The 26,300-nt window shown below is 73.5% G+C and carries 25 protein-coding genes; 13 read left to right on the top strand and 12 right to left on the bottom strand.

Translation table 11 applies throughout. The features are described 5' to 3' along the window. Positions 1–68: 68 nt before the first annotated feature. The 3 genes from O3T09_RS08500 to O3T09_RS08490 are packed head-to-tail and all read right to left on the bottom strand — an operon-like array spanning position 69 to position 2,570. Positions 69–911 carry a TrmH family RNA methyltransferase gene (locus O3T09_RS08500; protein WP_269295491.1) on the bottom strand — a complete coding sequence of 281 codons (843 nt, stop codon included), beginning with the start codon at positions 909–911 and terminating at the stop codon, positions 69–71. Further along, positions 904–1,749 carry a sulfite exporter TauE/SafE family protein gene (locus tag O3T09_RS08495; RefSeq protein ID WP_036315227.1) on the bottom strand — a complete coding sequence of 282 codons (846 nt, stop codon included), beginning with the start codon at positions 1,747–1,749 and terminating at the stop codon, positions 904–906. Before O3T09_RS08495 ends, O3T09_RS08500 begins: the two co-directional genes overlap by 8 nt. Then, positions 1,746–2,570 (bottom strand): ABC transporter ATP-binding protein, encoded by an 825-nt coding sequence (locus O3T09_RS08490; protein WP_051995263.1) that lies wholly within the window; start codon positions 2,568–2,570, stop codon positions 1,746–1,748. Before O3T09_RS08490 ends, O3T09_RS08495 begins: the two co-directional genes overlap by 4 nt. Positions 2,571–2,656: 86 nt before the next feature. On the opposite strand from O3T09_RS08490, the gene serB reads away from it, so the two are divergent. Then, entirely contained in the window at positions 2,657–3,493 is an 837-nt protein-coding gene (gene serB / locus O3T09_RS08485) for a phosphoserine phosphatase SerB (protein WP_036315229.1), read from the top strand. 73 nt (positions 3,494–3,566) lie between these two features. Here serB and O3T09_RS08480 read toward each other — a convergent pair whose 3' ends face one another. Next, a complete protein-coding gene (locus O3T09_RS08480; RefSeq protein WP_036315231.1) occupies positions 3,567–4,325 on the bottom strand; it encodes an SDR family oxidoreductase in 759 nt (252 codons plus the stop codon). A 37-nt stretch (positions 4,326–4,362) separates the two neighbouring features. Beyond that, the gene (locus O3T09_RS08475; RefSeq protein WP_036315234.1) at positions 4,363–5,109 is read right to left on the bottom strand and encodes a beta-ketoacyl-ACP reductase; all 747 of its coding nucleotides are present in this window, start codon (positions 5,107–5,109) and stop codon (positions 4,363–4,365) included. A gap of 171 nt (positions 5,110–5,280) precedes the next feature. On the opposite strand from O3T09_RS08475, the gene O3T09_RS08470 reads away from it, so the two are divergent. The 3 genes from O3T09_RS08470 to O3T09_RS08460 are packed head-to-tail and all read left to right on the top strand — an operon-like array spanning position 5,281 to position 7,030. After that, positions 5,281–5,748 carry a DUF3099 domain-containing protein gene (locus O3T09_RS08470; RefSeq protein ID WP_044658935.1) on the top strand — a complete coding sequence of 156 codons (468 nt, stop codon included), beginning with the start codon at positions 5,281–5,283 and terminating at the stop codon, positions 5,746–5,748. A 26-nt stretch (positions 5,749–5,774) separates the two neighbouring features. Further along, on the top strand, positions 5,775–6,116 hold the full coding sequence (locus O3T09_RS08465) for a hypothetical protein (protein WP_152743496.1): 342 nt from the start codon (positions 5,775–5,777) through the stop codon (positions 6,114–6,116). Further along, positions 6,113–7,030 carry an SURF1 family cytochrome oxidase biogenesis protein gene (locus tag O3T09_RS08460; protein WP_036315243.1) on the top strand — a complete coding sequence of 306 codons (918 nt, stop codon included), beginning with the start codon at positions 6,113–6,115 and terminating at the stop codon, positions 7,028–7,030. The genes O3T09_RS08465 and O3T09_RS08460 overlap by 4 nt, the downstream gene beginning before the upstream one ends. 30 nt (positions 7,031–7,060) lie before the next feature. On the opposite strand, the gene abc-f is transcribed toward O3T09_RS08460, so the two are convergent. Continuing rightward, positions 7,061–8,659: a ribosomal protection-like ABC-F family protein gene (gene abc-f, locus O3T09_RS08455; RefSeq protein WP_269295490.1), complete on the bottom strand. Its 1,599-nt coding sequence runs from the start codon at positions 8,657–8,659 to the stop codon at positions 7,061–7,063. 121 nt (positions 8,660–8,780) lie between these two features. On the opposite strand from abc-f, the gene ypfJ reads away from it, so the two are divergent. Further along, on the top strand, positions 8,781–9,728 hold the full coding sequence (gene ypfJ / locus O3T09_RS08450; RefSeq protein WP_069941298.1) for a KPN_02809 family neutral zinc metallopeptidase: 948 nt from the start codon (positions 8,781–8,783) through the stop codon (positions 9,726–9,728). Between the two features lie 108 nt (positions 9,729–9,836). On the opposite strand, the gene O3T09_RS08445 is transcribed toward ypfJ, so the two are convergent. The 5 genes from O3T09_RS08445 to O3T09_RS08425 all read right to left on the bottom strand — a co-directional run bounded on the left by O3T09_RS08445 (position 9,837) and on the right by O3T09_RS08425 (position 14,457). Continuing rightward, the gene (locus tag O3T09_RS08445) at positions 9,837–10,163 is read right to left on the bottom strand and encodes a metal-sulfur cluster assembly factor (protein ID WP_002855327.1); all 327 of its coding nucleotides are present in this window, start codon (positions 10,161–10,163) and stop codon (positions 9,837–9,839) included. Position 10,164: 1 nt separating this feature from the next. Beyond that, positions 10,165–10,929, bottom strand: coding sequence for a Fe-S cluster assembly ATPase SufC (gene sufC, locus O3T09_RS08440; protein ID WP_036315253.1), 765 nt, complete (start codon positions 10,927–10,929; stop codon positions 10,165–10,167). Positions 10,930–10,975: 46 nt separating this feature from the next. Next, positions 10,976–12,214: a Fe-S cluster assembly protein SufD gene (gene sufD / locus O3T09_RS08435; protein ID WP_036315255.1), complete on the bottom strand. Its 1,239-nt coding sequence runs from the start codon at positions 12,212–12,214 to the stop codon at positions 10,976–10,978. Position 12,215: 1 nt separating this feature from the next. Continuing rightward, the gene (gene sufB / locus O3T09_RS08430) at positions 12,216–13,688 is read right to left on the bottom strand and encodes a Fe-S cluster assembly protein SufB (protein ID WP_063189240.1); all 1,473 of its coding nucleotides are present in this window, start codon (positions 13,686–13,688) and stop codon (positions 12,216–12,218) included. Between the two features lie 76 nt (positions 13,689–13,764). Further along, the gene (locus O3T09_RS08425; RefSeq protein WP_223247562.1) at positions 13,765–14,457 is read right to left on the bottom strand and encodes a helix-turn-helix transcriptional regulator; all 693 of its coding nucleotides are present in this window, start codon (positions 14,455–14,457) and stop codon (positions 13,765–13,767) included. A gap of 143 nt (positions 14,458–14,600) precedes the next feature. Here O3T09_RS08425 and O3T09_RS08420 point away from each other — a divergent pair, with 143 nt between their 5' ends. From O3T09_RS08420 to O3T09_RS08410, 3 genes are read left to right on the top strand one after another with little or no spacing between them, the layout of a single operon-like run. Next, entirely contained in the window at positions 14,601–15,566 is a 966-nt protein-coding gene (locus tag O3T09_RS08420; RefSeq protein WP_223247537.1) for an ABC transporter ATP-binding protein, read from the top strand. Continuing rightward, positions 15,563–16,339, top strand: a complete 777-nt coding sequence (locus O3T09_RS08415) for an ABC transporter permease (protein ID WP_036315265.1) — start codon at positions 15,563–15,565, stop codon at positions 16,337–16,339. Before O3T09_RS08420 ends, O3T09_RS08415 begins: the two co-directional genes overlap by 4 nt. A gap of 42 nt (positions 16,340–16,381) precedes the next feature. Then, complete coding sequence (locus O3T09_RS08410) at positions 16,382–17,398, top strand: COX15/CtaA family protein (RefSeq protein WP_069941296.1); 1,017 nt, start codon at positions 16,382–16,384, stop codon at positions 17,396–17,398. An 87-nt stretch (positions 17,399–17,485) separates the two neighbouring features. Here the strand turns inward: O3T09_RS08410 and O3T09_RS08405 are convergent, their stop codons facing one another. Beyond that, positions 17,486–18,469, bottom strand: a complete 984-nt coding sequence (locus tag O3T09_RS08405) for a heme o synthase (RefSeq protein WP_036315269.1) — start codon at positions 18,467–18,469, stop codon at positions 17,486–17,488. Positions 18,470–18,731: 262 nt separating this feature from the next. Between O3T09_RS08405 and tkt the strand changes: the two genes are divergently transcribed. The 5 genes from tkt to O3T09_RS08380 are packed head-to-tail and all read left to right on the top strand — an operon-like array spanning position 18,732 to position 26,232. Then, positions 18,732–20,906, top strand: a complete 2,175-nt coding sequence (tkt, locus tag O3T09_RS08400) for a transketolase (RefSeq protein ID WP_036315272.1) — start codon at positions 18,732–18,734, stop codon at positions 20,904–20,906. 59 nt (positions 20,907–20,965) lie between these two features. After that, positions 20,966–22,084: a transaldolase gene (tal, locus tag O3T09_RS08395; protein WP_063189246.1), complete on the top strand. Its 1,119-nt coding sequence runs from the start codon at positions 20,966–20,968 to the stop codon at positions 22,082–22,084. A 56-nt stretch (positions 22,085–22,140) separates the two neighbouring features. Beyond that, positions 22,141–23,742, top strand: coding sequence for a glucose-6-phosphate isomerase (locus O3T09_RS08390; RefSeq protein WP_069941295.1), 1,602 nt, complete (start codon positions 22,141–22,143; stop codon positions 23,740–23,742). Further along, a complete protein-coding gene (zwf, locus tag O3T09_RS08385) occupies positions 23,732–25,294 on the top strand; it encodes a glucose-6-phosphate dehydrogenase (protein WP_036315281.1) in 1,563 nt (520 codons plus the stop codon). The genes O3T09_RS08390 and zwf overlap by 11 nt, the downstream gene beginning before the upstream one ends. Beyond that, entirely contained in the window at positions 25,291–26,232 is a 942-nt protein-coding gene (locus tag O3T09_RS08380; RefSeq protein ID WP_269295489.1) for a glucose-6-phosphate dehydrogenase assembly protein OpcA, read from the top strand. Before zwf ends, O3T09_RS08380 begins: the two co-directional genes overlap by 4 nt. The last annotated feature ends 68 nt before the right edge of the window (positions 26,233–26,300 follow it).

Below are 26,300 nucleotides of genomic sequence, written 5' to 3'. Positions count from 1 at the left end.
GCGAGAGGTGTGGTCAGGGGGTCCGCCGGAGGGCGGGCCAGCCGCCCACTCTACCGCACCCGGGCCGGTCAGCGCGCGCGCAGCTCCCACAGCGCGACCGCCGCGGCCGCGGCCACGTTCAGCGAGTCGACGCCGGCGGGCATGGGGATGACGACGTCGGCGTCGGTCTGGGCGAGGGTCTCGGGCCGGACCCCCGGCCCCTCCTGGCCGAGGACGAGGGCCAGACGCTCGGCGGTCCGCAGCGGCTCGATCCGAGCGGAGTCCAGGCCCACGGCCCGCTCCGTCACCTCGAGGGCGGCCACCGCGAACCCGGCCGCCCGCAGCGCGGGCAGCGACTCGGCGACCGGGCCGGGCAGGCGCGCCCACGGCAGGCGGAACACCGTGCCCATCGAGACGCGGATGGCGCGCCGGTAGAGCGGGTCGGCGGCCTGCGGGGTGAGCAGCAGGGCGTCCCAGCCGAGGGCGACGGCGGAGCGCACCACGGCGCCCAGGTTCGTGTGGTCCACGAGGTCCTCGGCGATGAGCACGCGCCGCGCGCCCGCGAGGACGTCGGCGAGCGGCCGGGGCGCGGGGCGGTCCATCGCGGCCAGGGCGCCGCGGTGCAGGTGGAAGCCGGTGAGTGCCTCGAGCACGTCGTCGGGTCCGGTGAAGACCGGGACGTCCGGGTGGGCGGCGAGCACGTCCGCGAAGGAACCGCGGTAGCGGTCCCCCAGCAGGAAGGAGCGCGGGGTGTGTCCGGCGTCCAGTGCGCGGCGGACCACCTGGGAGGACTCGGCGAGGAAGACGCCGTGCTCCGCGTCGACGCGACGGCGCAGGGCCGCGTCTGTCATGGTCGTGTAGGGGGCCAGGCGGGGGTCGGCGAGGTCCTCGATCCGCTCCAGGCGCACCTCGCGGGCCCCGCCCTCACCCACCCGAGACCTGCCGCATCACCATGACCACCAGCCCGGCCAGGCCCACGATCACGATGGTGACGCGCAGCGCCGTCGGCGAGATGCGCCGCCCGATCCGCGCGCCCACGAGCCCGCCCACGAGCGAGGAGAGCGCGATCAACAGGACGGCCCGCCAGTCGATGCGGTCGAAGGCGAACACCAGGTAGAACGCCGCGGCGGTGAGGTTGACCACCAGCGACAGCCACGTCTTCACCGCGTTGGCGTGCACGAGGGTGCCGCCCACCAGCAGCACGCCGAAGATCGCCATGAGCATGACGCCCTGGGCGGCCACGAAGTAGCCGCCGTAGATGCCGGTCAGGAACACGAGCGTCCACAGTGTCGGGGTCACGGGGCCCACCGGCACGGGAGAGTCCGCGCCGGGGGTCGGTCCCTGGTCCTCCGCCCGACGCCGGACCCACCGCTGGATGCGCGGCTGCAGCACGACGACCGTCAGGGCCACCACGAGCAGCACCGGCGCGACGTAGCCGAACACGGCCGGGGGCAGCGTGGTGAGCAGGGCGGCGCCGATGACCCCGCCGAGCAGGGACGCGACGGTCAGCTTCGGCAGGAGCGCCCGGGACTGGGCCAGCTCTCGGCGGTACCCGTACGTGCCGGAGAAGCCCGAGGCCACCAGGCCCATCGCGTTGGAGACCTGGGCCGTCACGGGCGGGAACCCGACCGCCACGAGCGTCGGGAAGGTGACGAGCGTGCCCGAGCCGATCACCGAGTTGATCGTGCCGGCCCAGAACCCCGCGAGCAGCACGAGCAGGACCTGCCACAGGTCCATGCCCAGCAGCTGCGCGGTCAGCAGCCCCGTCACCGGGCGACGGCGGTGTACCGACCGCCGGTGCGGGTCACCTTCAGGTCCGTGCCGAACGCCGAGGAGAGGTGCTCCTCGGTGAGCGTCGACTCGATGGGCCCGGCCGCCACGACGCCGCCGGCCCGCAGCAGCAGTGCATGCGTGAAGCCCGGGGGCACGTCCTCGAGGTGGTGCGTGACGAGGACCAGCGCGGGCGCGTCCTCGTCCGTGGCGAGCGCCGTCAGCTGGCGCACGAGGTCCTCCCGCCCGGCGAGGTCCAGGCCCGCGGCGGGCTCGTCCAGCAGGAGCAGCTCGGGGTCGGTCATCAGGGCACGGGCGATGAGCACGCGCTTGCGCTCACCGTCGGAGAGGGTGCCGAACGCGCGGTGCGCGAGGCGGGAGAGCCCCCAGGTCGCCACGAGGCCGAGCGCGCGGGCGCGATCCTCCGTCTCGTACCGCTCGCGCCACGTGCCGGTGATCCCGTAGGCGGCGGTGACGACGGCGTCCTGCACGGTCTCGTTCGCGGGCACCTGGGCGGCGAGCTGGGCGGAGGACAGGCCGATGCGCGGGCGCAGCTCGAACACGTCGACGGCGCCGAGCACCTCGTCCAGCACGCCGACGTCGCCGGCGGTCGGGTGCAGGCGGGCCGCGGCCAGCTGGAGCAGCGTCGACTTGCCGGCGCCGTTCGGGCCCATCACGATCCACCGCTGCCCCGCGCGGACCGTCCAGTCCAGGGGGCCGAGGATGTCGGTGGTGCCGCGGCGCACGCGCACGCGGCGCATCTGCAGCACGGCGTCCTCGTCCGGGAGGAACCAGTCGTCGGGAGGCGCGGGGGTGGTCATGGGGGCCAGCCTAGTCCGGCCGGCCGGCGCGTCGCCGATGCGACGCACGCCCGGCCGCGCCCGCACCCCCGCCTAGGATGCCGCGCATGAGCACCCTGCGCCGCCTCGTCGTCACCGCCGACCCCGCCCTCCTCGTCACGGACGCGCCCCCGGCCGGCGTGCCCGACGACGCCGAACGGCTCACCGACGACGGCCTGCTGGGCTGGCGCTTCGCCGCGGACGAGTGGGCGGCGGCCCCGGAGCCGGGCTCCGGGTGGGACGTGCTCACGGTGCCGGCGACGGTCGCCGCCGCGCCGGCGCCCCTCGTGGTGACGGACGTGGACTCCACGCTGATCCGGCAGGAGGTCGTCGAGCTGCTCGCCGCCCACGCCGGCCGCGAGGCCGAGGTCGCCGAGGTGACGGAGCGGGCGATGCGCGGTGAGCTCGACTTCGCCGCCTCGCTGCACGCGCGCGTCGAGGCGCTCGCGGGGCTGCCCGTGGGCGTCGTGGCGGACGTGGTGCGGGCCATCCGGCCCACCGACGGAGCCCTCGCGCTGATCGAGGCCGTCACCGCGGCCGGCGGCCGGGTGTGCGCGGTCTCCGGCGGCTTCACCCAGGTGCTCGCCCCGCTGGCCGAGGCGTGGGGCGTGCACGCCTACTGCGCCAACGAGCTCGAGGTGCGGGACGGGCACCTGACGGGGAAGGTGCTCGGCGACGTCGTGGACCGCGCGGCGAAGGCCGCCATGCTGCGCGCCTGGGCCGAGGACGCGGGGCTCACCCCCGAGCAGGCCGTCGGCGTGGGCGACGGCGCCAACGACATCGATCTGCTCGAGGCGGCCGGCTGCGGCGTGGCGCTGTGCGCGAAGCCGATCCTCCGGGAGCACGCGGACGTCGTCGTCGACGTGCCCTCCTTCACCCCCCTGCGGTGGCTCCTCGGTCTCTGAGGCGTCCGCTCCCGGAGGTCACGAGGGCCGGATCCCACGGATCCGGCCCTCGTCGTCAGGGGTGTGGTGCGGTTCAGTTCTGCTGGAGGAAGTCCTCGGCGCCGCCCACGAGCTCGGTGTGGCCGACCTCGAGGTCCTCGCGGCCCACGAGGGAGGCGATCTCGGCGGCGAACTCCTCCACGGAGTAGAGCTTGCCGGCGGCCTCGCGGCGGGCCTCGATGGCACCGGGCTCGGCGCGGTCGAGCAGGGTGGCGGTGATGGTGCCCTCGATCATGTCGCCGGAGACCACCACGAAGCCCACGCCCTTCTCTGCGAACGCGGGGATGCGCTCGCGCAGGGCGTCCTCGCCGGCGCGCTTGGAGCGGGCCACGGGCTCGTAGGAGTCCATCGTGGCGACCTCGTCGATGAAGTGCGCCTGGTGGGAGGTCACGAACACGATCTGCCCGCCGGCACCCATGCGCTCGAGCGCGGCGTCGGCCAGCGCGGCCTGGGCGTCACGGTTGAGCTTCAGGGCGTAGTCCTCGCCGAACTGGGACTCCATGCCGCCCGAGGCGTTGAGCACGAGCACGTCGAGCGAGCCGAAGTGCTCCACGGCGGCGTCCAGCAGCGCGGCCCGATCCTCGGCGACGGTCACGTCGCCGCCCACGGCCACGGCGCGGCCGCCGGCGTCCTCGATCCTCTGCACCACCTTGTTCGCGCGCGGCGCCTTCTGGCGGTAGTTCACCACGACGCCCGCGCCGCGGGCGGCCAGCAGCTCGGCGGTGGCGGCTCCGATGCCGCGGGAGGAGCCGGTGACGACGACGCCGCGTCCGGCCAGGTCCTGCTCGGTCATGTTCTGTGCTTCCTGTCTGCTCAGCGGTCGGTGGTCGTCAGTGGCCCATGCCCAGGCCGCCGTCCACGGGGATCACGGCCCCGGAGATGTACGCGGCCTCGTCCGAGGCCAGCCAGCGCACGACGCCGGCCACCTCCTCCGGGGCGGCGAAGCGGCCGGCCGGGATGGACGTCTTGTACTGGGCCTTGAGCTCGTCGTCGAGGGACTGCGTCATCTCGGTGTCGATGTAGCCGGGGGCCACGACGTTCGCGGTCACGCCGCGCGCGCCGAGCTCGCGCGTGATCGAGCGGGCCATCCCGACGAGGCCGGACTTGGAGGCGGCGTAGTTGACCTGGCCGGGCGAGCCGAGCAGGCCCACCACGGAGGAGACCAGGACGATGCGTCCGCGCTTCAGGCGCATCATGCCCTTGGTGGCGCGCTGCACCACGCGGAAGGCGCCGGTGAGGTTCGTGTCGATCACCGAGGTGAAGTCGTCCTCGGACATGCGCAGCAGCAGCTGGTCGTGGGTAATGCCGGCGTTGGCCACGAGCACCTCGACCGGGCCGTGGACCTCCTCGACCTCGCGGAAGGCCGCGTCCACGGAGGCCGCGTCCGTCACGTCGGCCCGGACCGCGAGGACCCCCTCCGGCCCCTCCCCCGAGCGGGAGGTGATGGCCACCCGGTCGCCGTGCGCGGCGAACGCCCGGGCGATGGCCAGGCCGATGCCGCGATTGCCCCCCGTGACGAGGACGCTGCGGCCGGCGGCCTGCGCGTCCGCTGCGGGCGTGGTGGTCTGATCGGCCATGGGAACACCTTCCGGACGGGACGGGACTAGACTGAAGCACCGGCGCGGCGCCGTCGACGCCGTCCTGCGGGACGCCGCCGAGGGCGGGCGCGCCGGCATGTGAACCACCACTCTACGTCCGCGGCCACGCGGGGGCCCTCCGCAGGGCGCGACGTGCCAGGAGGATGCGCCATGACCAGCTCCGCCGCCGGCTCCCGAGCCGGCCGTCCCGCCCGCGCCGGGCGCGGGACGACACCGGAGGTCCAGGGGGTCACCACCGCCGCCGCCGGCCGCAGCGCGGACCGGGAGGCGCGCATGAAGGTCTACCTGGTCCAGATGCTGCTCCGCACCGCCTGCTTCGTCGCCGCGCTCTTCACCCACGGCTGGTGGCAGCTCGGGTTCATCCTCGGCGCGGTCGTGCTGCCCTACGTCGCCGTCGTGCGCGTGAACAACACCGGCCCGCAGCAGGCCGGCACCCTGCACGCCGTGCCCGCCCAGGGACCCGCCCTGGCCCCCCGCCCCGACGACACGGCGGCGCCCAAGCCGGTCGTGCTCACCGGCGACCTCGTGGACGACCCGCGCGACCGTGCGCCCCGGGCGCTGGGCCGAGGGTCCTCGTCCGCCGGCGGTCCCGGCCTGCCCGGACGGGGCGCCGCGTGATCGGGGCGGGCCCGGGTGAGCCGGGCATGGACCTGCTGGGCGCCCTCGCGTCCGGCCGCCTCGACCCCGCCGCCGGTGCCTCCGCCGCCCGATCCCCGCACGCCGCAGCGGACGGGCCCGAGCGGCCGGTCTGCTCGCGCCGCGGGTGCACCGCGGAGGCGACCTGGGCCCTGGAGTGGAACAACCCGCGCGTCCACGCCCCGGACCGCGTGAAGACCTGGCTGGCCTGCGCGGACCATCGACCCTTCCTGGACGACTTCCTGAGCGCCCGCGGCTTCCTGCGGCGCTCCCGCCCACTCGACCCGCCCGCCACGGAGGCGCCCGAGGTCGAGACGCCCGAGACCCCGCAGGAGCCCCCGCGCCCATGAGCACCCCCGCACCCATGTCGGCCCCGACCGCCCGCGACGCCGAACGCCTGCCTCCCCTGCGCTTCGGCTTCCTCGCCACCGGCCCGTGGATCCTCGGCTTCGTGCTGTGCATCCTCTTCGCGTTCCTGTGCCATGCGCTCGCCCAGTGGCAGTGGGACCGCCGCGTGGAGGTCCAGCACCGCGTCAACCGCGTCCTGGAGAACTACGACGACGACCCGGTCCCGTTCGCCGAGGCCTCCCGGCTGTTCACCGCGTTCCAGACCGAGGACGAGTGGACGCCTGTGACACTGACCGGCGAGTACCTCGTCGACGAGACGCTCATCGTCCGCAACCGTCCCCGCGCCGGCCAGCCCGGCTACGAGGTGCTCGTGCCGTTCCGGACGGACGAGGGCCCCGTCGTCGTGGTGGACCGCGGCTGGCTCCCGGTGGGCAACAGCCCGGGTCAGCCGGACGCCGTGCCGGCCCCGCCCGCCGGCCACGCCGAGGTCGTGGTGCGGGTCAAGCCCGGGGAGCCGGCCCTGGACCGCGACGCCCCGGACGGCCAGGTGCCCTCGATCGACCTCGCCGAGATCGCCGACACCGTGGGCGGGCCCGTGGCCGGGACGGCCTACGGGATCATGGTCACGGAGGACCCGGCGGTGGAGTCGATGCCGCAGAAGCTCGTCGAGCCCACCCTGGACGAGGGCCCGCACCTGTCCTACGCGATCCAGTGGTACCTGTTCGCGGCCATGGGCTTCGGGGTGTGGGGGTACTCCGCGTGGATGCGCGCCCGCAACGACCGGGCCGACGCCCTCGACGACGCCGCGGACGACGGGCTGCTCTCCGCGCACCGGGTCCCCCGCGCCAAGCCGGCCCGGCGGCGGCGCGACGGGCGGCTTACGGACGAGGAGGCCGAGGACGCGCTCTTCGACTGAGCCCGCCCTCCGCCTCGGCGGCCCGCGCACTCAGGCGAGGGTGATGAGGTCCCTGTAGTCGTCGTTCCAGAGGTCCTCGACCCCGTCCGGCAGCAGCACCACGCGCTCGGGGTCGAGCGCCTCGACGGCGCCCTCGTCGTGGGTCACGAGCACCACGGCGCCCTCGTACTGCTGCAGCGCGTTCAGGATCTCCTCGCGGCTGGCGGGGTCGAGGTTGTTCGTGGGCTCGTCCAGCAGCAGCACGTTCGCGCTCGAGGCCACGAGCGTGGCCAGCGCCAGGCGGGTCTTCTCGCCACCGGAGAGGACGCGGGCGGGCTTGTCGACGTCGTCGCCCTGGAAGAGGAACGATCCGAGCAGCGTGCGCGCCTGGGTGTCGCCGAGCTGCGGGGCGGCGTGGCGCATGTTGTCCAGGACCGACGCGTCCTGGTCCAGGGTGTCGTGCTCCTGGGCGAAGTAGCCCAGCTTGAGCCCGTGGCCCGCCTGGACCTCGCCGGTGTCCGGGGTCTCCTCCCCGGCGAGCATGCGCAGCAGCGTCGTCTTGCCGGCGCCGTTGTAGCCCAGGATCACCACGCGCGAGCCGCGGTCGATCGCCAGGTCCACTCCCGTGAAGATCTCGAGCGAGCCGTAGGACTTGGAGAGGTTCTCGGCGCGCAGCGGCGTCTTGCCGGAGGCCTGCGGGGTGGGGAAGCGGATCGCGGCCACGCGGTCGACCGCGCGCTCGCCCTCGACGCCGCGCATGAGCCGCTCGGCGCGCTTGATCATGTTCTGCGCGGCGGTGGCCTTGGTCGCCTTGGCACGCATCTTCTCGGCCTGGGCCATGAGGGCCGAGGCCTTCTTCTCCGCGTTGGCGAACTCCCGGCGGCGGCGCGCCTCGTCCTGCTGGCGCTGGGCGAGGTAGTTCTTCCACGTCATGTTGTAGACGTCCATGGTCTGCCGGTTCGCGTCCAGGTAGAGGACCTTGTTCACGGTCATCTCCATGAGCTCCACGTCGTGCGAGATCATCAGGAGGCCGCCGGAGTAGGTCTTCAGGTAGTCGCGCAGCCACACGATCGAGTCGTGGTCGAGGTGGTTGGTGGGCTCGTCCAGCAGCATGATGTCCGCGTCGGAGAAGAGGATGCGGACGAGCTCCACGCGGCGGCGCTGGCCGCCGGAGAGGGTGTGCAGCGGCTGGTCCAGGACGCGGTCCGGCAGGCCGAGGTTGGACGTGATCCGGGCGGCCTCGGACTCGGCCGCGTAGCCGCCGCGGGCCTCGAACTCCGCCTCCAGACGGGAGTAGCGGTTCATCGCCCGCTCCCGCTCGGCGTCGTCGACGGCGGCCATCCCGGCCTCGGCCTCACGCATGCGGCGGATCGTCTGGTCCAGGTCGCGGGCGGAGAGGATGCGGTCGCGGCCGGACTGGTCCATGTCCTCGACCTTGGGGTCCTGGGGCAGGTAGCCGATGCGCCCGGTCCGGGTCACCGTGCCCGCCGTGGGCTGCCCGCCGCCGGCCAGGACCTTGGTCAGCGTCGTCTTGCCGGCGCCGTTGCGCCCCACGAGGCCGACCTTGTCCCCCTTGTCCACGCGGAAGTTCACCTCGTCCATGAGGAGACGGGCGCCCACGCGCAGTTCGACATCGGTGACGGTCAGCATGGGGGTGTCAGACTCCAGGGGTCGAGGGAAGGACAGGGGTGCACCGGCGGGGCCGGCCGATCTCGACGGGCGGGGGCCAGTGCGGTGCCGGGCCAGTCTAGTCCGTCTACACTCTGGCCCCATGAGCTTCAACGAGAACGTGCAGATCGACGCCGGCCGGGCCCGATCGGGCGGTGGCGGCGGGCTGGGGGGCCGGGGCATCGCCATCGGCGGTGGCGGCGGCCTGCTCGCGTTGCTGCTCGCGATCTTCGCCCCCGGGCTGGCCGAGCAGCTCGGGATCGACACGGGCGGCGGGTCCGTCGGCCAGAGCCAGTACCAGCAGCAGACGGGCTCGGGCGGCCAGAGCCAGCCCCTCTCGGACGAGGAGTGCGCCAGCGGTGCGGACGCCAACCAGAACACGGACTGCCGCGTCATCGCGACCACCGAGGCCGCGGACGAGTTCTGGGGCGAGTACCTCGCGCAGTTCTCGGACATCCAGTGGCGCCAGCCGCAGCTGACCCTGTTCCAGGGCGGCGTGAGCACCGGCTGCGGCAGCGCCTCCTCGGCCACGGGCCCGTTCTACTGCCCGGCGGACGAGTCCATGTACTTCGACACCGCGTTCTTCGAGACGCTGCAGACCGATTTCGGCGCCGAGGGCGGACCGCTGGCGGAGGAGTACATCGTGGCGCACGAGTACGGCCACCACGTTCAGCAGGTGACCGGCTACCTGCAGCACTCCAAGGACGGGACCACCGGCCCCACCTCCGGCGCCGTGCGCGCAGAGCTGCAGGCCGACTGCTTCGCCGGCATGTGGGCCGGGCACGCCGCCTCCACCGTGGACCCCGAGTCCGGCGCGCCGTTCCTGAAGCCGATCTCGCAGGACCAGCTGCGCCAGGCCATCGACGCGGCCTCCGCCGTGGGCGATGACCGCATCCAGTCCACCCACACCGGCCGGGTGGACCCCGAGGCGTTCACGCACGGCACCTCGGAGCAGCGCATGGCCTGGTTCATGCGCGGCTACCAGAGCTCCCAGCAGGAGCCCGACATCCGCCAGTGCGACACGTTCCGGGCCTCCTCCCTGGACATCTGAGCCGGGAGCGCCGGGGCGCCTGCCGGCCCGTCCGCACTCCCCCACCACGACGGCGGCCCGTCACCTTCTGCGCGAAGGTGACGGGCCGCCGTCGTCGTCCGGACCGGATCAGATGTTGAAGCCGAGGGCGCGCATCTGGTCGCGGCCGTCCTCGGTGATCCGCTCGGGGCCCCACGGGGGCATCCAGACCCAGTTCAGCCGCCACTCGTCCACCATGGTGCCGATCGCGCGGGAGACCTGGTCCTCGATTTCGTCCGTGAGCGGGCAGGCCGCGGTGGTCAGGGTCATGTCCACGAGCAGCGCGCCGTCGTCGGCGTAGTGCAGCCCGTAGAGCAGGCCCAGGTCCACGACGTTGACGCCCAGCTCCGGGTCGATCACGTCCTTGAGGGCCTCACGGATGTCCTCCGTGGGCGCCTGGTTCGTGGTCTCCGTCATCTCAGGCCCCCGCCGCGGCCTTCTCGAAGCGGGCGTAGCCCTCGGCCTCGAGCTGCTCGGCGAGCTCCGGGCCGCCGGACTCGGCGACGCGGCCGTCCACCAGCACGTGCACGTGGTCCGGCTTGATGTAGTTGAGGATCCGCGTGTAGTGGGTGATCAGCAGGGTGCCCATCTCGTTCTGCGCCTGGGCGCGGTTGACGCCCTCGGAGACGATGCGCAGCGCGTCGACGTCGAGGCCGGAGTCGGTCTCGTCGAGGATCGCGAACGTGGGCTTGAACAGCTCGAGCTGGAGGATCTCGGCGCGCTTCTTCTCGCCGCCGGAGAAGCCCTCGTTGACGTTGCGGTTCATGAACGCCGGGTCGATCTGCAGGGCCTCGAAGGCGCCCTTGACGTCCTTGGTCCAGGTGCGCAGCGAGGGGGCCTGGCCGTCGAGCGCGGTCTTGGCGGTGCGCAGGAAGTTGGTCATGGTGACGCCCGGGATCTCCACGGGGTACTGCATGGCCAGGAAGAGGCCGGCCTGGGCGCGCTCGTCGACGCTCATCTCCAGCACGTCCTCGCCGTCGAGGGTGATGGAGCCGGAGGTGACCTCGTAGCGCGGGTGGCCGGCGATGGTCGAGGCCAGGGTGGACTTGCCGGAGCCGTTCGGGCCCATGATCGCGTGGGTCTCGCCCGTCTCGATGGTCAGGGAGAGGCCCTTCAGGATCTCCTTGGGGCCGTTCTCGGTCGCGATCTGCACGTGCAGGTCGGTGATCTGCAGGGTTGCCATGGTGGTTCTCCTCGGGTGGAAGGCGGTGGGGTCTGCGGGGCGTCGGTCAGAGCTGCGCGATGCGGAGCTCGTCCTCCATGACGGCGGTCAGCTCGTCCTCGACGTCGCCGATGCCGATCTTCTGGATGATCTCGTTGAGGAAGCCGCGCACGATCAGGCGGCGGGCCTCGGTCTCGGAGATGCCGCGGGCCATCAGGTAGAACAGCTGGGTCTCGTCGAAGCGGCCGGTCGCGGACGCGTGGCCTGCACCCTCGATCACGCCGGTCTCGATCTCCAGGTTCGGCACCGAGTCCGCGCGCGCCCCGTCGGAGAGCAGCAGGTTCTGGTTCTTCTCGTACGTGTCCGTGCCCTCGGCCTCCTTGCGGATCAGCACGTCGCCCACCCACACGGTGCGCGCGTCCGTGCCCTGCAGGGCGCCCTTGTAGAGCACGTTCGAGACGCAGTCCGGCTGGTTGTGGTCCACGAACAGGCGGTTCTCGAGGTGCTGACCGGCGTCGGCGAAGTACAGGCCGTACATCTCGGCCTCGCCGCGCTCCGCGGCGAACCGCGCGGTCGGGGTCAGACGCACCACGCCGCCGCCGTAGGACACGGCCACGTGCTTGAAGTGCGCGTTCGTCGCGACCGAGGCCTGCTGGGCCGAGACGTGCACGGCATCGCCCTCCCAGGCCTGCAGTGCGACCACGTTCAGGCGGGCGTCGCGGCGCACGTCGAACTCGACGTTCTGGGCCAGCACGGCGGTGCCGCGGTGGGCGATCACGACGTCGGCCTGCGCGTTCTCCTCCACGAGCACGGTCAGGTGCATCGCGGCCGGGTCGGCGGAGGAGCCGACGACGTCGATGCGCACCGGCTCGGCGACCTCGCCGGAGATCGTCACGACGGTGGCCTCGGAGACCGAGTTCCAGGCCGCGGCGGACACGCGGTCGTCCGGGGTCAGGACGGAGCCGACGCGGGCGTCGTCGCGGGCCACGGTCTCCACCGTGACGCCGGCCTGCTCGGCCACGGTCACGGCGGGCGCGGCACCGGTCAGGCGCGCGTCGTCGCCCTCGGGCAGGTGCAGCCCGCCCAGGCGCTTGAGCGGGGTGAAGCGCCAGTCCTCCTCGCGCCCCGTGAGCACGGGGAAGTCGGACAGCTCGAAGGAGCTGAGGCGATCGGCGCGCGAGCCCGCGGCGTTGCGCTCCCGGCCCCCGGCCCGGGCGGCCGGGTTCTGCGCGGCGGTGAGCTTCTCGCCCTCCTCGCCCATGCCCGGGATCATGGTCCGCTGGGTGTTCTCCACGGTGTCGGTCATGTCAGCCCACCGATCCTTCCATCTGCAGTTCGATCAGCTTGTTGAGCTCGAGCGCGTACTCCATGGGCAGCTCGCGGGCGATCGGCTCGATGAAGCCGCGCACGATCATGGCCATGGCCTCATCCTCGGACATGCCGCGGCTCATGAGGTAGAAGAGCTGCTCCTCGGACACCTTCGAGACGGTCGCCTCGTGGCCGAGGGTCACGTCGTCCTCGCGGATGTCGATGTACGGGTACGTGTCGGAGCGGGAGACCGTGTCCACGAGCAGGGCGTCGCACACCACCGAGTTGGCGGATCCGTTCGCGCCCTCGGCGATCTGCACCAGGCCGCGGTAGGCGGCGCGGCCGCCGCTGCGGGCCACGGACTTGGACACGATCGAGGAGTTCGTGTGCGGGGCCATGTGCACCATCTTGGAGCCGGTGTCCTGGTGCTGGTCCTTGCCCGCGAACGCGACGGAGAGGGTCTCGCCGGTGGCGTGCTCGCCGGTCAGGTACACGGCCGGGTACTTCATGGTCACCTTGGAGCCGATGTTGCCGTCGATCCACTCCATGGTGCCGCCGGCCTCGACCACGGCGCGCTTGGTCACGAGGTTGTACACGTTCGTGGACCAGTTCTGGATGGTGGTGTAGCGCACGCGGGCGTTCTTCTTCACCACGATCTCGACGACGGCAGAGTGCAGCGAGTCGGACTGGTAGATCGGGGCGGTGCAGCCCTCGATGTAGTGCACGTACGAGTCCTCGTCCGCGATGATCAGCGTCCGCTCGAACTGGCCCATGTTCTCCGTGTTGATGCGGAAGTAGGCCTGCAGCGGGATCTCCACGTGCACGCCCTTGGGCACGTACACGAAGGAGCCGCCGGACCACACGGCCGTGTTCAGGGAGGCGAACTTGTTGTCGCCGACCGGGATCACGCTGCCGAAGTACTCCTCGAAGATCTCCGGGTGCTCCTTGAGCGCGGTGTCGGTGTCGAGGAACACGACGCCCTGCTCCTCCAGGTCCTCGCGGATCTGGTGGTAGACGACCTCGGACTCGTACTGGGCGGCGACGCCGGCCACGAGACGCTCGCGCTCGGCCTCGGGGATGCCCAGGCGCTCGTAGGTGTTGCGGATGTCCTCGGGCAGGTCCTCCCAGGTCTTGGCCTGGCCCTCGGTGGAGCGCACGAAGTACTTGATGTTGTCGAAGTCGATGCCGGACAGGTCCGGGCCCCACGCCGGCATCGGCTTGCGCTCGAAGTACTTGAGGGCCTTGAGGCGCAGGTCACGCATCCACTCCGGCTCGTCCTTCTTGCCGGAGATGTCGCGCACGACGTCCTCGTTCAGACCGCGGACGGCCTTCTCGCCGGCCGCGTCGGAGTCGGCCCAGCCGTACTGGTAGGCGCCGATGGCGTTGAGCTCGGGGTTCTTGTCGAGGATCTCCTGGATCACGCCGGGGTCGGCGGTCTCCGCGGAGTCCCGCTGGACGATCTGGTCGGTCATCTCAGCCTCTCTCACTAGTCACTGCGGTCGGGGTCGGTCGGGTGGTCGGCGGGAGCCGGGGCGAGGCCCGCGCGGCTCAGTCGCGGCCCAGCGGCACATGTGTGGTGCACACGTGGGCGCCGGCGGCGAGGGTCGAGAGCCGGCGCACGTCCACCTCGAGCAGGCGGGCGAACAGCGCGGTCTCCTCTTCACAGAACTCCGGATGGCGCGCGGGAATTCCCTGGAACGGGCAGTGCCCCTGGCAGACCTGGTCCGCGCGGAGGGTGGGCGCCAGGCCCGCGCCGAAGTGGCGCAGCGTGCCGGCGTAGCCGGCCTCGTCGAGGACCCGCGCGAGGATCCGGGTGCGGTCCTGCAGCGCGGTCTCCCGGCCGTCGACGGCGGCCGTGAAGCGCTCCTCGATCTCGCGGAAGGCGTGGCGCGCGGTGCGGCGCACCTCCTCCTCCCCGCCGAGCTCCTCGAGGCGGGCCAGGGTGTCCAGGGCGACGGCGAGGTGGTCCTTGGGCAGGTGCTCCTGCGCGTGCGAGGTGACCACGTAGCGGCGGGAGGGCCGTCCCGCGCCGCGGGCCGCGGTGACCCGCTTGACCTCGACGAGCGAGTCCTCCTCGAGCGCGTCCAGATGGCGGCGCACGGCGGCCGCGGTCAGCTCCAGCTCGCGGCCGATCTCGGCCGCGCTCACGGGTCCACGCGTCAGGACCAGCTGCAGCACACGCTCGCGCGTGCCCTCGGCCGGGGCCGGAGCGGGGGGCGACGCAGACTGATCCGAATACACCACGCCATCATGACCTATTGATCTGGAACGGTTCAAGTGAGGCTCACCTGGCTTGATGACGCCCACGGCGGAACCCGCCGCAGGCCCGGGCACCCCCGGCCCCACGAGCCGGGGTCGCAGGGCCCGAGGACTAGACTGGCACAGTGCCCCGACCTCCCCTGACCCCGGATCCCGTGCCGCGCGACGAGCCCGTCCTGCGCCTGAGCGACGTCCACCGGAGCCTCGGCCGCGGCCGGTCCCGCACCCCCGTCCTGCGGGGCGTCGACCTCACTGCCCGTGCCGGCGCCGTCACGGTGCTGCTCGGCCCCAACGGGGCCGGCAAGTCCACCACCCTCGGCCTCTGCCACGGCATGGACCGGCCCGACGCCGGCACCGTGCGCGTGTTCGGCGCAGACCCGTGGCGGGCCTCCGCCGACCTGCGCGCCCGCATCGGCGTGATGTGGCAGGAGGGCGGCCTGCCGCCCGCGATCCCCGCCCGCCGCTTCGTCGGCCACGTGGCGTCCCTGTACCGCGACCCGCTGCCCGTCGAGCCGCTGCTGGAGCGCCTGCTGATCGCCGAGGTCGCCGGCCGCCCCCTGCGCCGCCTCTCCGGTGGCCAGCGCCAGCGCGTCGCGCTCGCGGCCGCCCTCGTCGGCCGGCCGGACATGCTGTTCCTCGACGAGCCCACCGCGGGCCTCGACCCGGAGACCCGGCCCGTCGTGCACGACGTCGTGCGTGAACAGACCGACCGCGGCGCCGCCGTGCTGCTGACCACGCACCTGCTCGACGACGCCGAGCGGCTCGCGGACGACGTCGCCATCCTGCGCGCCGGCCGCGTGGTGCGCTCCGGCTCGCTGGCCGAGCTCACGCGCGTGGCCGAGGGCGACGTCGTCGACGTGGACTTCGGCGACGCCTCCCCCGACGCCGTCCGCGCCTGGGCCGACACCCTGCCCGCGCCGCTGCGCGCGGCCGGCCTCGACGAGTCCGCCCGCCTGCGCGTGGCCGGCGTCCGCGGCCCGGACGACCTGGCCGTCCTCGCCGCGAGCTGGCGGGAGCACGCCCTGATGCCCACCCGATTCGAGCGCGCCGGACTGCGCCTCGAGCAGATCCTCCGGGAGACCGCCGCATGAGCACGCCCGTCGTCGACCACCGCGCCCCGGCCGGCACCGGAGCCCACGCCGGCGCCGCCCCGCTGGCCGCCCGCGTCCTGCGTCAGGCCGGCTACGAGACCGGCACCGCGCTGCGCAACGGCGAGCAGCTGCTCGTCACCGTGGTGCTGCCCCTGCTCGCGCTCGTGGGCGTGCACGTCACCGGCCTGCTGGACGCCCCCGGCCGCTCGGGCCTGGACGTGGCCGTGCCCGGCGTGCTCGCCCTGGCCGTGATCAGCTCCGCGTTCACGGCCACCGCGATCGCCACGGGCTTCGAGCGTCGCTACGACGTGCTCGCCGCCCTGGCCACCACCCCGCTGGGCACGCTCGGCCTCGTCGCCGGCAAGGCCCTGGCGGTGGTGGCCCTCCTGCTGGTGCAGGTGAGCGTGATCGGCGGCGTCGGCCTGGCGCTCGGCTGGCGTCCGGACCCCGAGGGGATCCTGCCGGCCCTCGTCGCCCTCGCGCTGGGGGCCGCCGCCTTCACGGCCCTCGGGCTGCTGCTCGCCGGCACGGCCCGGCCGGAGGCGACCCTCGCCGTCGCCAACCTGCTGTGGGTGCTGTTCGGCGCCGTCGGCGGCACGGTGTTCCCCGCGCGGGTGCCCGGCGTGGACCTGCTCCCCTCCGGCGCGCTGGGCACGGCCCTGCGGGCCGCCCTCCTGGACGGGGCCTGGTCGCCCGTCCCCCTGCTCGTGCTCACCCTGTGGGGCGCCGTGGCCGTCGCGGCCGCGCTCCGCTGGTTCCGCTGGCGGCCCTGAGCCGTTCCCCGTCCCCCTGCATCGAACGATCGGAAGGACACCGTGTCCACCACCACCCCCGCGGCCGGGACCGCCCCGGCCGGGCTCGCCGCCCGCCTGCCGCAGCGCCTCACGAAGGCCACCATGGCCCTCGCCGTGGCGTCCCTGGCGTCCGAGATCGGCATCATCGTCACCGGCGGCGCCGTGCGCCTCACCGGCTCCGGCCTGGGCTGCCCCACGTGGCCCAAGTGCTCACCCGAGTCCCTCACCAACACCCCAGAGATGGGCATCCACGGCTACATCGAATTCGGCAACCGGACGCTGACGTTCGTCCTGGTGGTCATCGCCGCCGCCATGTTCCTGTCCCTGTGGAACCTGCGCGGCACCCACCGGAGCCCCTTCTGGCTCTCCGTGGGCCTGCTGGCCGGCATCCCCGCGCAGGCCCTCGTGGGCGGCGTCGTGGTCCTGACGAATCTGAACCCGTGGTGGGTGGCCGGTCACTTCATCGTGTCCTCGATCATGGTCGCCGTGGCGACCCTGCTCGTGGTGCGCATCGCCGCCGAGCGCCGCGCCGGCCGGGCGGGCGTGCCCCTCGTGGACGGCGCCACCACCGTCCGGTCCCGTGCCGCCGCCTGGGCGGCGTTCGCGCTGACGTGGGCCGCCGTGTACCTGGGCACCGTGGTGACCGGCACGGGCCCGCACTCCGGCGACCCCGGCTCGCCGCGCCACGAGTTCGACCCGCTGCTGGTCACCCGGATCCACGTGATCCCGGTGTACCTGCTCCTGGCGGCCGCCCTGGTCCTGTTCTTCACGGTGCGCCGCGCGGCCGGCGCCTCCCGCCTGCAGCGCGCCGCCGTGCTGCGGCTCCTGCTCGCCCTCGTGTTCCAGGCCGCCGTGGGCTACACCCAGCACTTCACGGGCCTGCCGATCGGTGTGGTCCTGCTGCACATGCTCGGCTCGGCACTGCTCGTGGCGTCGGCGACGGAGGCCTGGGACCGGCAGGTCGCCCGCTACGTCACGGCCGGACCCGGTGCCGCGGTCGAGACCGCCACGCCCGCGCGCACCGTCGCCGCGGGCTGACGCCCCGCGCACGCGAACGGCCCCGCACCGGCTGGTGCGGGGCCGTCGTCGTCGGCGTCCCGGGGAGCGCTGGGGGCGGACCGGCGCTCAGGCGCCGAAGTGCATCAGCGGCGCACCCACGAACGGGTCCACGGCCAGGGCGATGAACAGCAGCGTCAGGTAGGTGATGGAGAGGTGGAAGACCTTCATGGCCTTGCGGTCCTCGAAGTCCTCGCGCTGGGCCTGCACCTGCAGCACGTGGGACTCCCAGATGAACCAGCCGCCGACGACGAGCGCGACCGCGGTGTAGACGATGCCGGCCCAGCCCATCGGCACGAGCAGGAGGGAGCAGGCCACGGTGGCCCACGCGTAGAGCACGACCTGGTTGGAGACGTGGCGCGCGGAGGCGATGGCGCCGAGCATCGGCACGTCGGCCTGCTGGTAGTCGCGCTTGTACTTCATGGACAGCGGCCAGTAGTGCGGGGGCGTCCACAGGAAGACCACGAGGAACAGCACGATGGCCGGCCACTCGACGGTCCCGCGCACGGCCGCCCAGCCGATCAGCACGGGGAAGCAGCCGGCGATGCCGCCCCACACGATGTTCTGCTCCGTGCGGCGCTTGAGCACGAGCGAGTACACGACCACGTAGAAGAAGATGGCGGCCACACCCAGGCCGGCCGCCAGCCAGTTGGCGCCGAACCCGAGGATCAGGATGGACACGACCGTCTGCACCCACGCGAACACGAGGGCCTCGCGGGGGGTGACCTCGCCGGTGACGAGCGGCCGGTTCTCGGTGCGCTTCATGACCCGGTCGATGTCGCGGTCGATGTAGCAGTTGAAGGTGCCGGAGGCGCCGGCGGCGAGCGCACCGCCGACGAGCGTGGCGATCATGGTGAGCACGTCCGGGAAGCCGCGCTGCGCGAAGATCATGGTCGGCAGCGTGGTCACCAGCAGCAGCTCGATCACCCGGGGCTTCGTCAGCTCGACGTACGCCCGGACCTTGCGGCGCAGGGGCAGCGGGGACCGGTCGACGACGCCGGGCTCGGCGGCGGCGACGCGGGCGGCGGACGGCGACTCCAGGGAGGATGACATCTGCTTCTCACGGTGAGGGGACGGTGGGCGTGCCCGTCCCGGGGTTCGGATCGGCCACTCGGGCGGTCCGCCTGCGGTCAGGCCTTGACCCAGTCTACTCGTGTCAACGGCTGTTCGCCCGGGGGCGAAGCATGTCATGAGGCGCCCGGTCGGGCCCGCCCCGCCGTCGCGCGGCTAGGCTGGGACGACGGCCCCGCGCCGCGACGCCCCGGCGTCGGCCGGGGCCGCACCCCGACGCTCCCGATCCGCCAGGAGAGAACCCGTGACCGACGCCGCGCAGCCGTCCACCCCCCCGACCCTGGACCGGGTGGCCCCGGCCCGCGGGTTCGTCTACTCGGAGCAGGACCGCCGGATGGTGGACACGCTCAAGGCGCTCTCGGCGGACGCCGTGGAGAAGGCCGGGCACGGCCACCCCGGCACCGCGATCTCGCTGGCCCCCGTGGCGTGGCAGCTGTACCAGAACGTCATGCACCTGGACCCCACGGACGACCGCTGGGAGGGCCGGGATCGCTTCATCCTCTCCGCGGGCCACGCCTCGCTCATCCAGTACCTGCAGTTGTTCGCCGCGGGCGCCGGGCTCGAGATCGAGGACATCCAGGGGCTGCGCACCGAGGGATCCAGGACCCCGGGCCACCCGGAGTACGGCCACACCCACGGCGTCGAGGTGACCACGGGTCCGCTGGGCCAGGGCCTGGCGATGGGCGTCGGCTTCGCGTACGAGCAGCGCCGCGTGCGCGGGCTGATGGACCCCGACGCCGCCCCCGGCACCTCCCCGTTCGACCACCACGTGTTCGTGCTCGCCTCCGACGGGGACATCCAGGAGGGCGTCGCCGCCGAGGCCTCCTCGCTGGCCGGGCACCAGGAGCTCGGGAACCTGGTCGTCGTCTACGACGCGAACCGCATCTCGATCGAGGACGACACGGACATCGCGTTCACCGAGGACGTGGTCCGCCGCTACGAGGCCTACGGCTGGCACGTGCAGGAGGTCGACTGGACCAACGGCGCCCAGGGCCACGCCGTGACCGAGTACACGGAGGACGTGGAGGCCCTGTACGACGCCCTCGTCGCGGCCAAGGCCGAGACCGGCCGGCCCTCGCTGATCAAGCTGCGCACCGTGATCGGCTGGCCCTCCCCCACGAAGCAGAACACCGGCGGCATCCACGGCTCCAAGCTCGGCACGGACGAGGTCGCCGGCCTCAAGGAGAGCCTCGGGCTGGACCCGACCAAGACCTTCGACGTCGACCCCGAGCTCCTGGCCCGCGCCCGGTCCATCGCCGAGCGCTCGGCAGAGTACCGCCGCGGCTGGGAGGTGGCGTTCCAGGCCTGGCGCGAGGCGAACCCGGAGAACGCGCGGCTGTACGACCGACTGGCCGGACGAGAGCTGCCCGCTGGCTTCGCGGACGCGTTCCCGTCCTGGGACGCGGACGAGAAGGGCCTGGCCACGCGCGCGGCCTCCGGAGAGGTGCTCACGGCCCTCGCGCCGGTCATGCCCGAGCTCTGGGGCGGCTCGGCCGACCTCGCCGGGTCGAACAACACCACCATGAAGGGCGAGCCCTCCTTCATCCCGGCCCGCCGCTCCACCGCCACGTGGCAGGGCCACGAGTACGGCCGCACCCTGCACTTCGGCGTCCGCGAGTTCGCGGCCGGGGCGATCGTCAACGGCATCACGATCGGCGGCCTGACCCGCGCGTACGTGGGCACGTTCCTGACGTTCTCCGACTACATGCGCCCCGCCGTCCGCCTGGCCGCCCTCATGGGCACCCCGAGCACGTACGTGTGGACGCACGACTCCATCGGCCTCGGCGAGGACGGCCCCACGCACCAGCCGGTGGAGCACCTGGCCGCCCTGCGGGCCATCCCCGGGCTCGACGTCGTCCGCCCGGCCGACGCCAACGAGACCGCGTGGGCGTGGCGGACGGTGCTCGAGCACCGGGACCGCCCGGCCGGGCTCGTCCTGTCCCGGCAGAGCCTGCCCGTGCTCCCCCGGGACACGGACGGCTTCGCCCCCGCCTCGGGCGTGGCCCGCGGCGCCTACGTCCTCATCGACGCCACGGATGCCGACGGCGCGCCGACGCCGGCCCGCGCGCTGCTGATCGCGACCGGCTCCGAGGTCTCCGTGGCCGTGCGGGCCCGCGCGCTGCTGCAGGCCGACGGCGTCCCGACCCGCGTCGTCTCCGCCCCCTGCCTCGAGTGGTTCGCCGAGCAGGACGAGGCCTACCGGGCCGAGGTCCTGCCCGACGGCCCCGACGCCCCGGTCCGCGTCTCCGTCGAGGCCGGCATCGCGATGCCGTGGTTCGAGCACACGGTGACGGCCTCCTCCCCGGGCGCCCGCGTGAGCCTCGAGCACTACGGCGAGTCGGCCGACGGCGCCCGCCTGATGGAGAAGTACGGATTCACTGGCGAGCACGTCGCCGAGGTGACCCGCGGCCTCCTCTGAGGCCCGGCGCCCACGGCGCCCCGAGCACGTCCACCCCGAAGGGAAGGCACCCGCAGACCATGAGCACCCCGCAGAACCCGAACACCGCCGCGCTGGCCCAGGCCGGTGTGTCGATCTGGCTCGACGACCTCTCCCGCACGCGGCTGGACGAGGGCACGCTCGAAGAGCTGATCGCCACCCGCTCGGTCACCGGCGTCACCACGAACCCGTCCATCTTCGCGGTCGCCCTCGCGGACGCGGGCGCCTACCAGGGACAGCTGCGCGACCTCGCCGCGGCCGGCGCCTCGGTGGACGAGGCCGTCGTCGCCCTGACGACCGAGGACGTGCGCCGCGCCGCCGACGTGCTCGCGCCCGTCCACGAGCGCACCGGCGGGGCGGACGGCTTCGTCTCCCTTGAGGTCGATCCGCGCCTGGCCCGCGACGCCGCCGGCACCGTGGCGCAGGCCCGCGAGCTGGCGGCGGCCGTCGACCGTCCCAACCTCATGGTGAAGATCCCCGCGACCGTGGAGGGCCTGTCCGCCATCGCGGACGTGCTCGGCGCGGGCATCAGCGTGAACGTGACCCTGATCTTCTCCCTGCCCCGCTACCGCCGGGTGCTCAACGCCTGGCTCACCGGCCTGGAGAAGGCCCGGGCGAACGGGCACGACGTCCGCCGCCTCCACTCGGTGGCCTCCTTCTTCGTCTCCCGTGTGGACACGGAGGTCGACGCGCGGCTGCGCGCGATCGGCACCCCCGAGGCCGAGGCGCTGACCGGCCGGGCCGCCGTCGCCAACGCGCGCCTGGCCTACCGAGCCTTCGAGCAGGCCCTGGACTCGGAGCGCTGGCGCCTGCTCGAGGCGGCCGGCGCCCCCGTGCAGCGGCCCCTGTGGGCCTCCACCGGCGTCAAGGACCCCGCCCTGCCGGACACGCTGTACGTCACCGAACTCGTGGCACCGCACACCGTGACCACCCTGCCGGAGAAGACCCTCGAGGCGGTCGCCGACCACGGGGTGATTGCGGCGGACACCGTCACGGGCGCCTACGCCGAGGCCGATGCCCTGCTCGACGCGGTCGGCGCGGCAGGCGTGTCCTACCAGGACGTCGTGGACGTGCTGGAGACTGAGGGCCTGGAGAAGTTCGAGGCCGCGTGGGACGAGCTGCTCGGCTCGGTCCGCTCCGGGCTCGACGCCCATCGCTGACCGCACCCGCCCCCCGACCCCGCCGCCCGCTCGCCACGCGCACGGAAGGACCCCCCATGAGCACCCTCGGCCTCACCGCCACCGGAGCCGCCCTCGAGGCGATCGACCGCCATCTGCCCGCCCTCCTCCAGGACCGCGTCGCCTCCCGCCTCGGGGCGCAGGACGCCGACCTGTGGGGGGCGCCGGCCCGCGACGAGGCCGCCAAGCGGCTCGGCTGGATCGACCTGTTCGAGGACTCCCGCGCCCTCGTCCCAGACATCGCCCAGCTGACCCGGGAGCTGCGCGCCGAGGGCGTGGACCGCGTGGTCCTGGCGGGCATGGGCGGCTCGTCCCTGGCCCCCGAGGTGATCGCGGCGACGGCCGGCGTCGAGCTCGAGGTCCTGGACTCCACGGACCCGCTCCAGGTCTCCCGCGCCCTCGAGCGCGACCTCGAGCGAACCGTGCTGGTGGTCTCCTCCAAGTCCGGCTCCACCGTGGAGACCGACTCGCAGCGCCGCGTCGTCGAGGCCGCGTTCCGCGACGCCGGGATCGACCCCCGCACCCGCCTGGTCGCCGTCACGGACCCGGGCTCACCGCTGCACGCCGCGTGCGAGTCCGCCGGCTGGCGCGCCGTCTTCACCGCGGACCCGACCGTGGGCGGGCGTTTCTCGGCCCTCACCGCGTTCGGCCTGGTCCCCACCGGCCTGGCCGGCGTGGACGTCGCGGCCCTGCTGGACGACGCGGAGGCCGTGCTCGACCTGCTGATCGCCGACGACGAGGACAACCCGGGCCTGCAGCTCGGCGCGGCCCTGGGCGGCACCCGCCCGCTGCGCGACAAGCTCGTCTTCGCCGACCACGGGTCCGGCATCGCCGGACTGCCGGCCTGGATCGAGCAGCTGATCGCCGAGTCCACGGGCAAGGACGGCACCGGGCTGCTGCCCGTCGTCGTCGCCCCCGGCGACCCCGAGACCGTGTGGGACGCCCCCGACCTGCTGCAGGTGCAGCTCGTCGGCGAGGACGACGTCGCGGCCCCGGGCCACGGCGTGCAGGTCGCCGGCTCGCTCGGCGCCCAGCTGCTGCTGTGGGAGGTGGCCACCGCGGTGGCCGGCCGCCTGCTCGGGATCAACCCCTTCGACCAGCCGGACGTGGAGGCCGCCAAGGCCGCCGCCCGCACCCTGCTGGACGGCCCCGCCGCCGAGCGGCCGGCCGACGGCGAGGTGGAGGGTGTCGAGGTCTCCGGCCCGGCGTCCGTGACCTCTGCCCCGGACCTGGCCGGCGTGCTGCGCGCCACGGCGGCACTGGTGCCCGAGGGCGGCTACCTGGCGGTCCACGCCTACCTCTCCCGTCATGACGACGCCGAGCTCGAGGAGCTGCGCGCGGACCTGGCGGACCTGGTCGGCCGCCCGGTCACGTTCGGCTGGGGTCCGCGGTTCCTGCACTCCACCGGACAGTTCCACAAGGGCGGCCCGGCCGTCGGCGTGTTCCTGCAGATCACCGGCGACGCCGGCCTGGACCTCGAGGTGCCCGGCCGCCCGTTCTCCCTGGGCAGGCTCATCGCCGCGCAGGCAGCGGGCGACGCCCGGGTGCTGGGCGATCTCGGCCGCCCCGTGGTCACCCTGCACCTGCGCCGCCGCGACGCGGGCATCGAGGCCCTGAGGAGCGCCGTCCGTGGCCGGTGAGTCCCGGACCGCCCCCCGCAACCCGCTGCGCGACCCCCGTGACCGGCGCCTGACCCGCATCGCGGGCCCGTCGGCGCTCGTGCTGTTCGGCGTGACGGGCGACCTGGCGAAGAAGAAGCTCCTGCCGGCCATGTACGACCTGGCCCAACGCGGCCTGCTGCCGCCGGCGTTCTCCCTCGTCGGCTTCGGTCGCCGCAGCTGGTCCGACGAGGAGTTCGCCGACTACGTGCGCGCCGCCGTCGAGGCCTCCTCCCGGACCACGTTCGACGAGACCGTGTGGGACCAGTTCCAGGGCGGTCTGCGCTTCGTCTCCGGCGCGTTCGACGACGAGGCTGCCTACGTCCGTCTCGACGAGGTGCTCGCCGAGCTCGAGACCTCACGCGGCACGCGGGGGAACACCGCGTTCTACCTCTCCATCCCGCCGGACTGGTTCGAGGCCGTCTCCCGCCACCTGGCCGACCAGGGCCTGGCCGACCGGTCGCAGCCGGCCGAGGGCCCGTGGCGCCGCGTGGTCATCGAGAAGCCCTTCGGCCACGACCTGGCCAGCGCGCAGGAGCTCAATGCTGTGATCGAGCGCGTCTTCCCCTCGGACGCGGTGTTCCGCATCGACCACTACCTCGGCAAGGAGACGGTGCAGAACATCCTCGCGTTCCGGTTCGCCAACCGGATGTTCGAGCCGCTCTGGAACGCGGAGCACGTGGACCACGTCCAGATCACGATGGCCGAGGACATCGGCATCGGTGGACGGGCGAGCTACTACGACGGCGTGGGCGCGGCGCGCGACGTCATCCAGAACCACCTCCTGCAGCTGCTCGCGTTCACCGCGATGGAGGAGCCGATCTCGTTCGACGCGGACCATCTGCGCGCGGAGAAGGAGAAGGTCCTCGAGGCCGTGACCGTCCCGGACACGCCCGAGGGACTCGCGGCGGCCTCCGCCCGCGGCCAGTACACCTCCGGCTGGCAGGGCGGCGAGCGGGTCACGGGATTCCTCGACGAGGAGGGCTTCAACCCGGCGTCCGTCACGGAGACGTACGCCGCGCTCAAGGTGGGCATCCGCACGCGGCGCTGGCAGGGCGTGCCGTTCTACCTGCGGGCCGGCAAACGCCTCGGCCGGCGGGTGACGGAGATCGCCGTCGTCTTCAAGAAGCCCCCGCACCTGCTGTTCCCCGTCCACGACGGGGACGAGTTCGGGCAGAACATCATCGTCATCCGGGTGCAGCCGGACGAGGGCGTCACCATCCGCTTCGCGTCCAAGGTGCCCGGCACGCAGACCGAGATCCGCGACGTCACGATGGACTTCGGCTACGGCCACGCCTTCACCGAGGACTCCCCCGAGGCGTACGAGCGTCTCATCCTCGACGTGCTCCTCGGGGAGCCGCCGCTGTTCCCGCGCCAGGCCGAGGTGGAGCTGTCCTGGCGGATCGTGGACCCGTTCGAGGAGCACTGGGCGAGCCTGGGCACCCAGCCCGAGCCCTACGCCCCGGGCACGTGGGGACCGCCCTCGGCCGACGCCCTCATGGCCCGCGACGGACGAAGCTGGAGGCGCCCGTGAAGATCCGCATGCACGACACCACCACCTCCCAGGTGGCCAAGCGCATCACGCAGCTGCGCGAGAAGAGCGGGGTCGTGGCCCTCGGCCGCGTCCTCACGCTCGTGATCAGCACGGACGACGCCGGCATCGAGTCCGCCGTCCAGGCCGCCAACGCGGCCTCGCTCGAACACCCGTGCCGCATCGTCGTCCTGGCCCTGGGCGACCCCGCGGCCCCCACCCGCCTGGACGCCGAGATCCGGGTCGGGGGCGACGCCGGCGCCTCCGACGTCGTGGTGCTGTGGTGCGCCGGGGAGAACGCCCACGCCGACGAGTCGCTCGTCTCCGGGCTGCTCCTGCCCGATGCGCCCATCGTCGTGTGGTGGCCCGGGGTGCCACCCGGGGTCCCCTCGGCGACGGCGCTCGGTCGCCTGGCCCACCGCCGGATCACGGACACGGCCTCGGCGTCCGCGGCCGAGCCCGCCCTGTGGGCTCTGCGCGCGGGCCACCATGAGGGGGACACCGACCTGGCCTGGACGCGCCTGACGCTGTGGCGGATCCAGGTGGCCGGGATCTTCGACACGCTCGACGTGGCCACCCTGCGCTCGGTGACGGTGGACGGGGCGCCGGACTCCCCCAGCACCATGCTGCTCGCGGCGTGGCTCACCCTGACCCTGAAGGTGCCCGTGACGATCACGCACTCGAAGGTCGGCCACGGGATCCGTGCGGTGCGCCTGCGGTGCACGGACGGGGACGTGGTGCTCTCCCGCTCGCAGTCGCAGGTGGCCCGGCTCTATCAGCAGGGCCGGCCGGTGCAGCGCATCTCCCTGCCACGCCGGACGATCCAGGACTGCCTGGCCGAGGAGCTGCGCCGCCTGGACCCGGACGAGGTCTTCGGCGCCGTGCTCCACCAGGGCCTGCCGCGCACGGACCTCTCCCCCGTGCAGGCCTCCGAACGCTGAGGGGCCCCCGGCGCCCCACCGGTCCGGGACGCGCGAACGCCCCGCACGGATCTTCCGTGCGGGGCGTT

Origin of the sequence: Micrococcus sp. H39-S4 (assembly GCF_027158145.1) — a bacterium.
GTDB classification, from domain to species: domain Bacteria; phylum Actinomycetota; class Actinomycetes; order Actinomycetales; family Micrococcaceae; genus Micrococcus; species Micrococcus luteus.
This window is presented reverse-complemented; position numbering and strand designations above follow the sequence as displayed.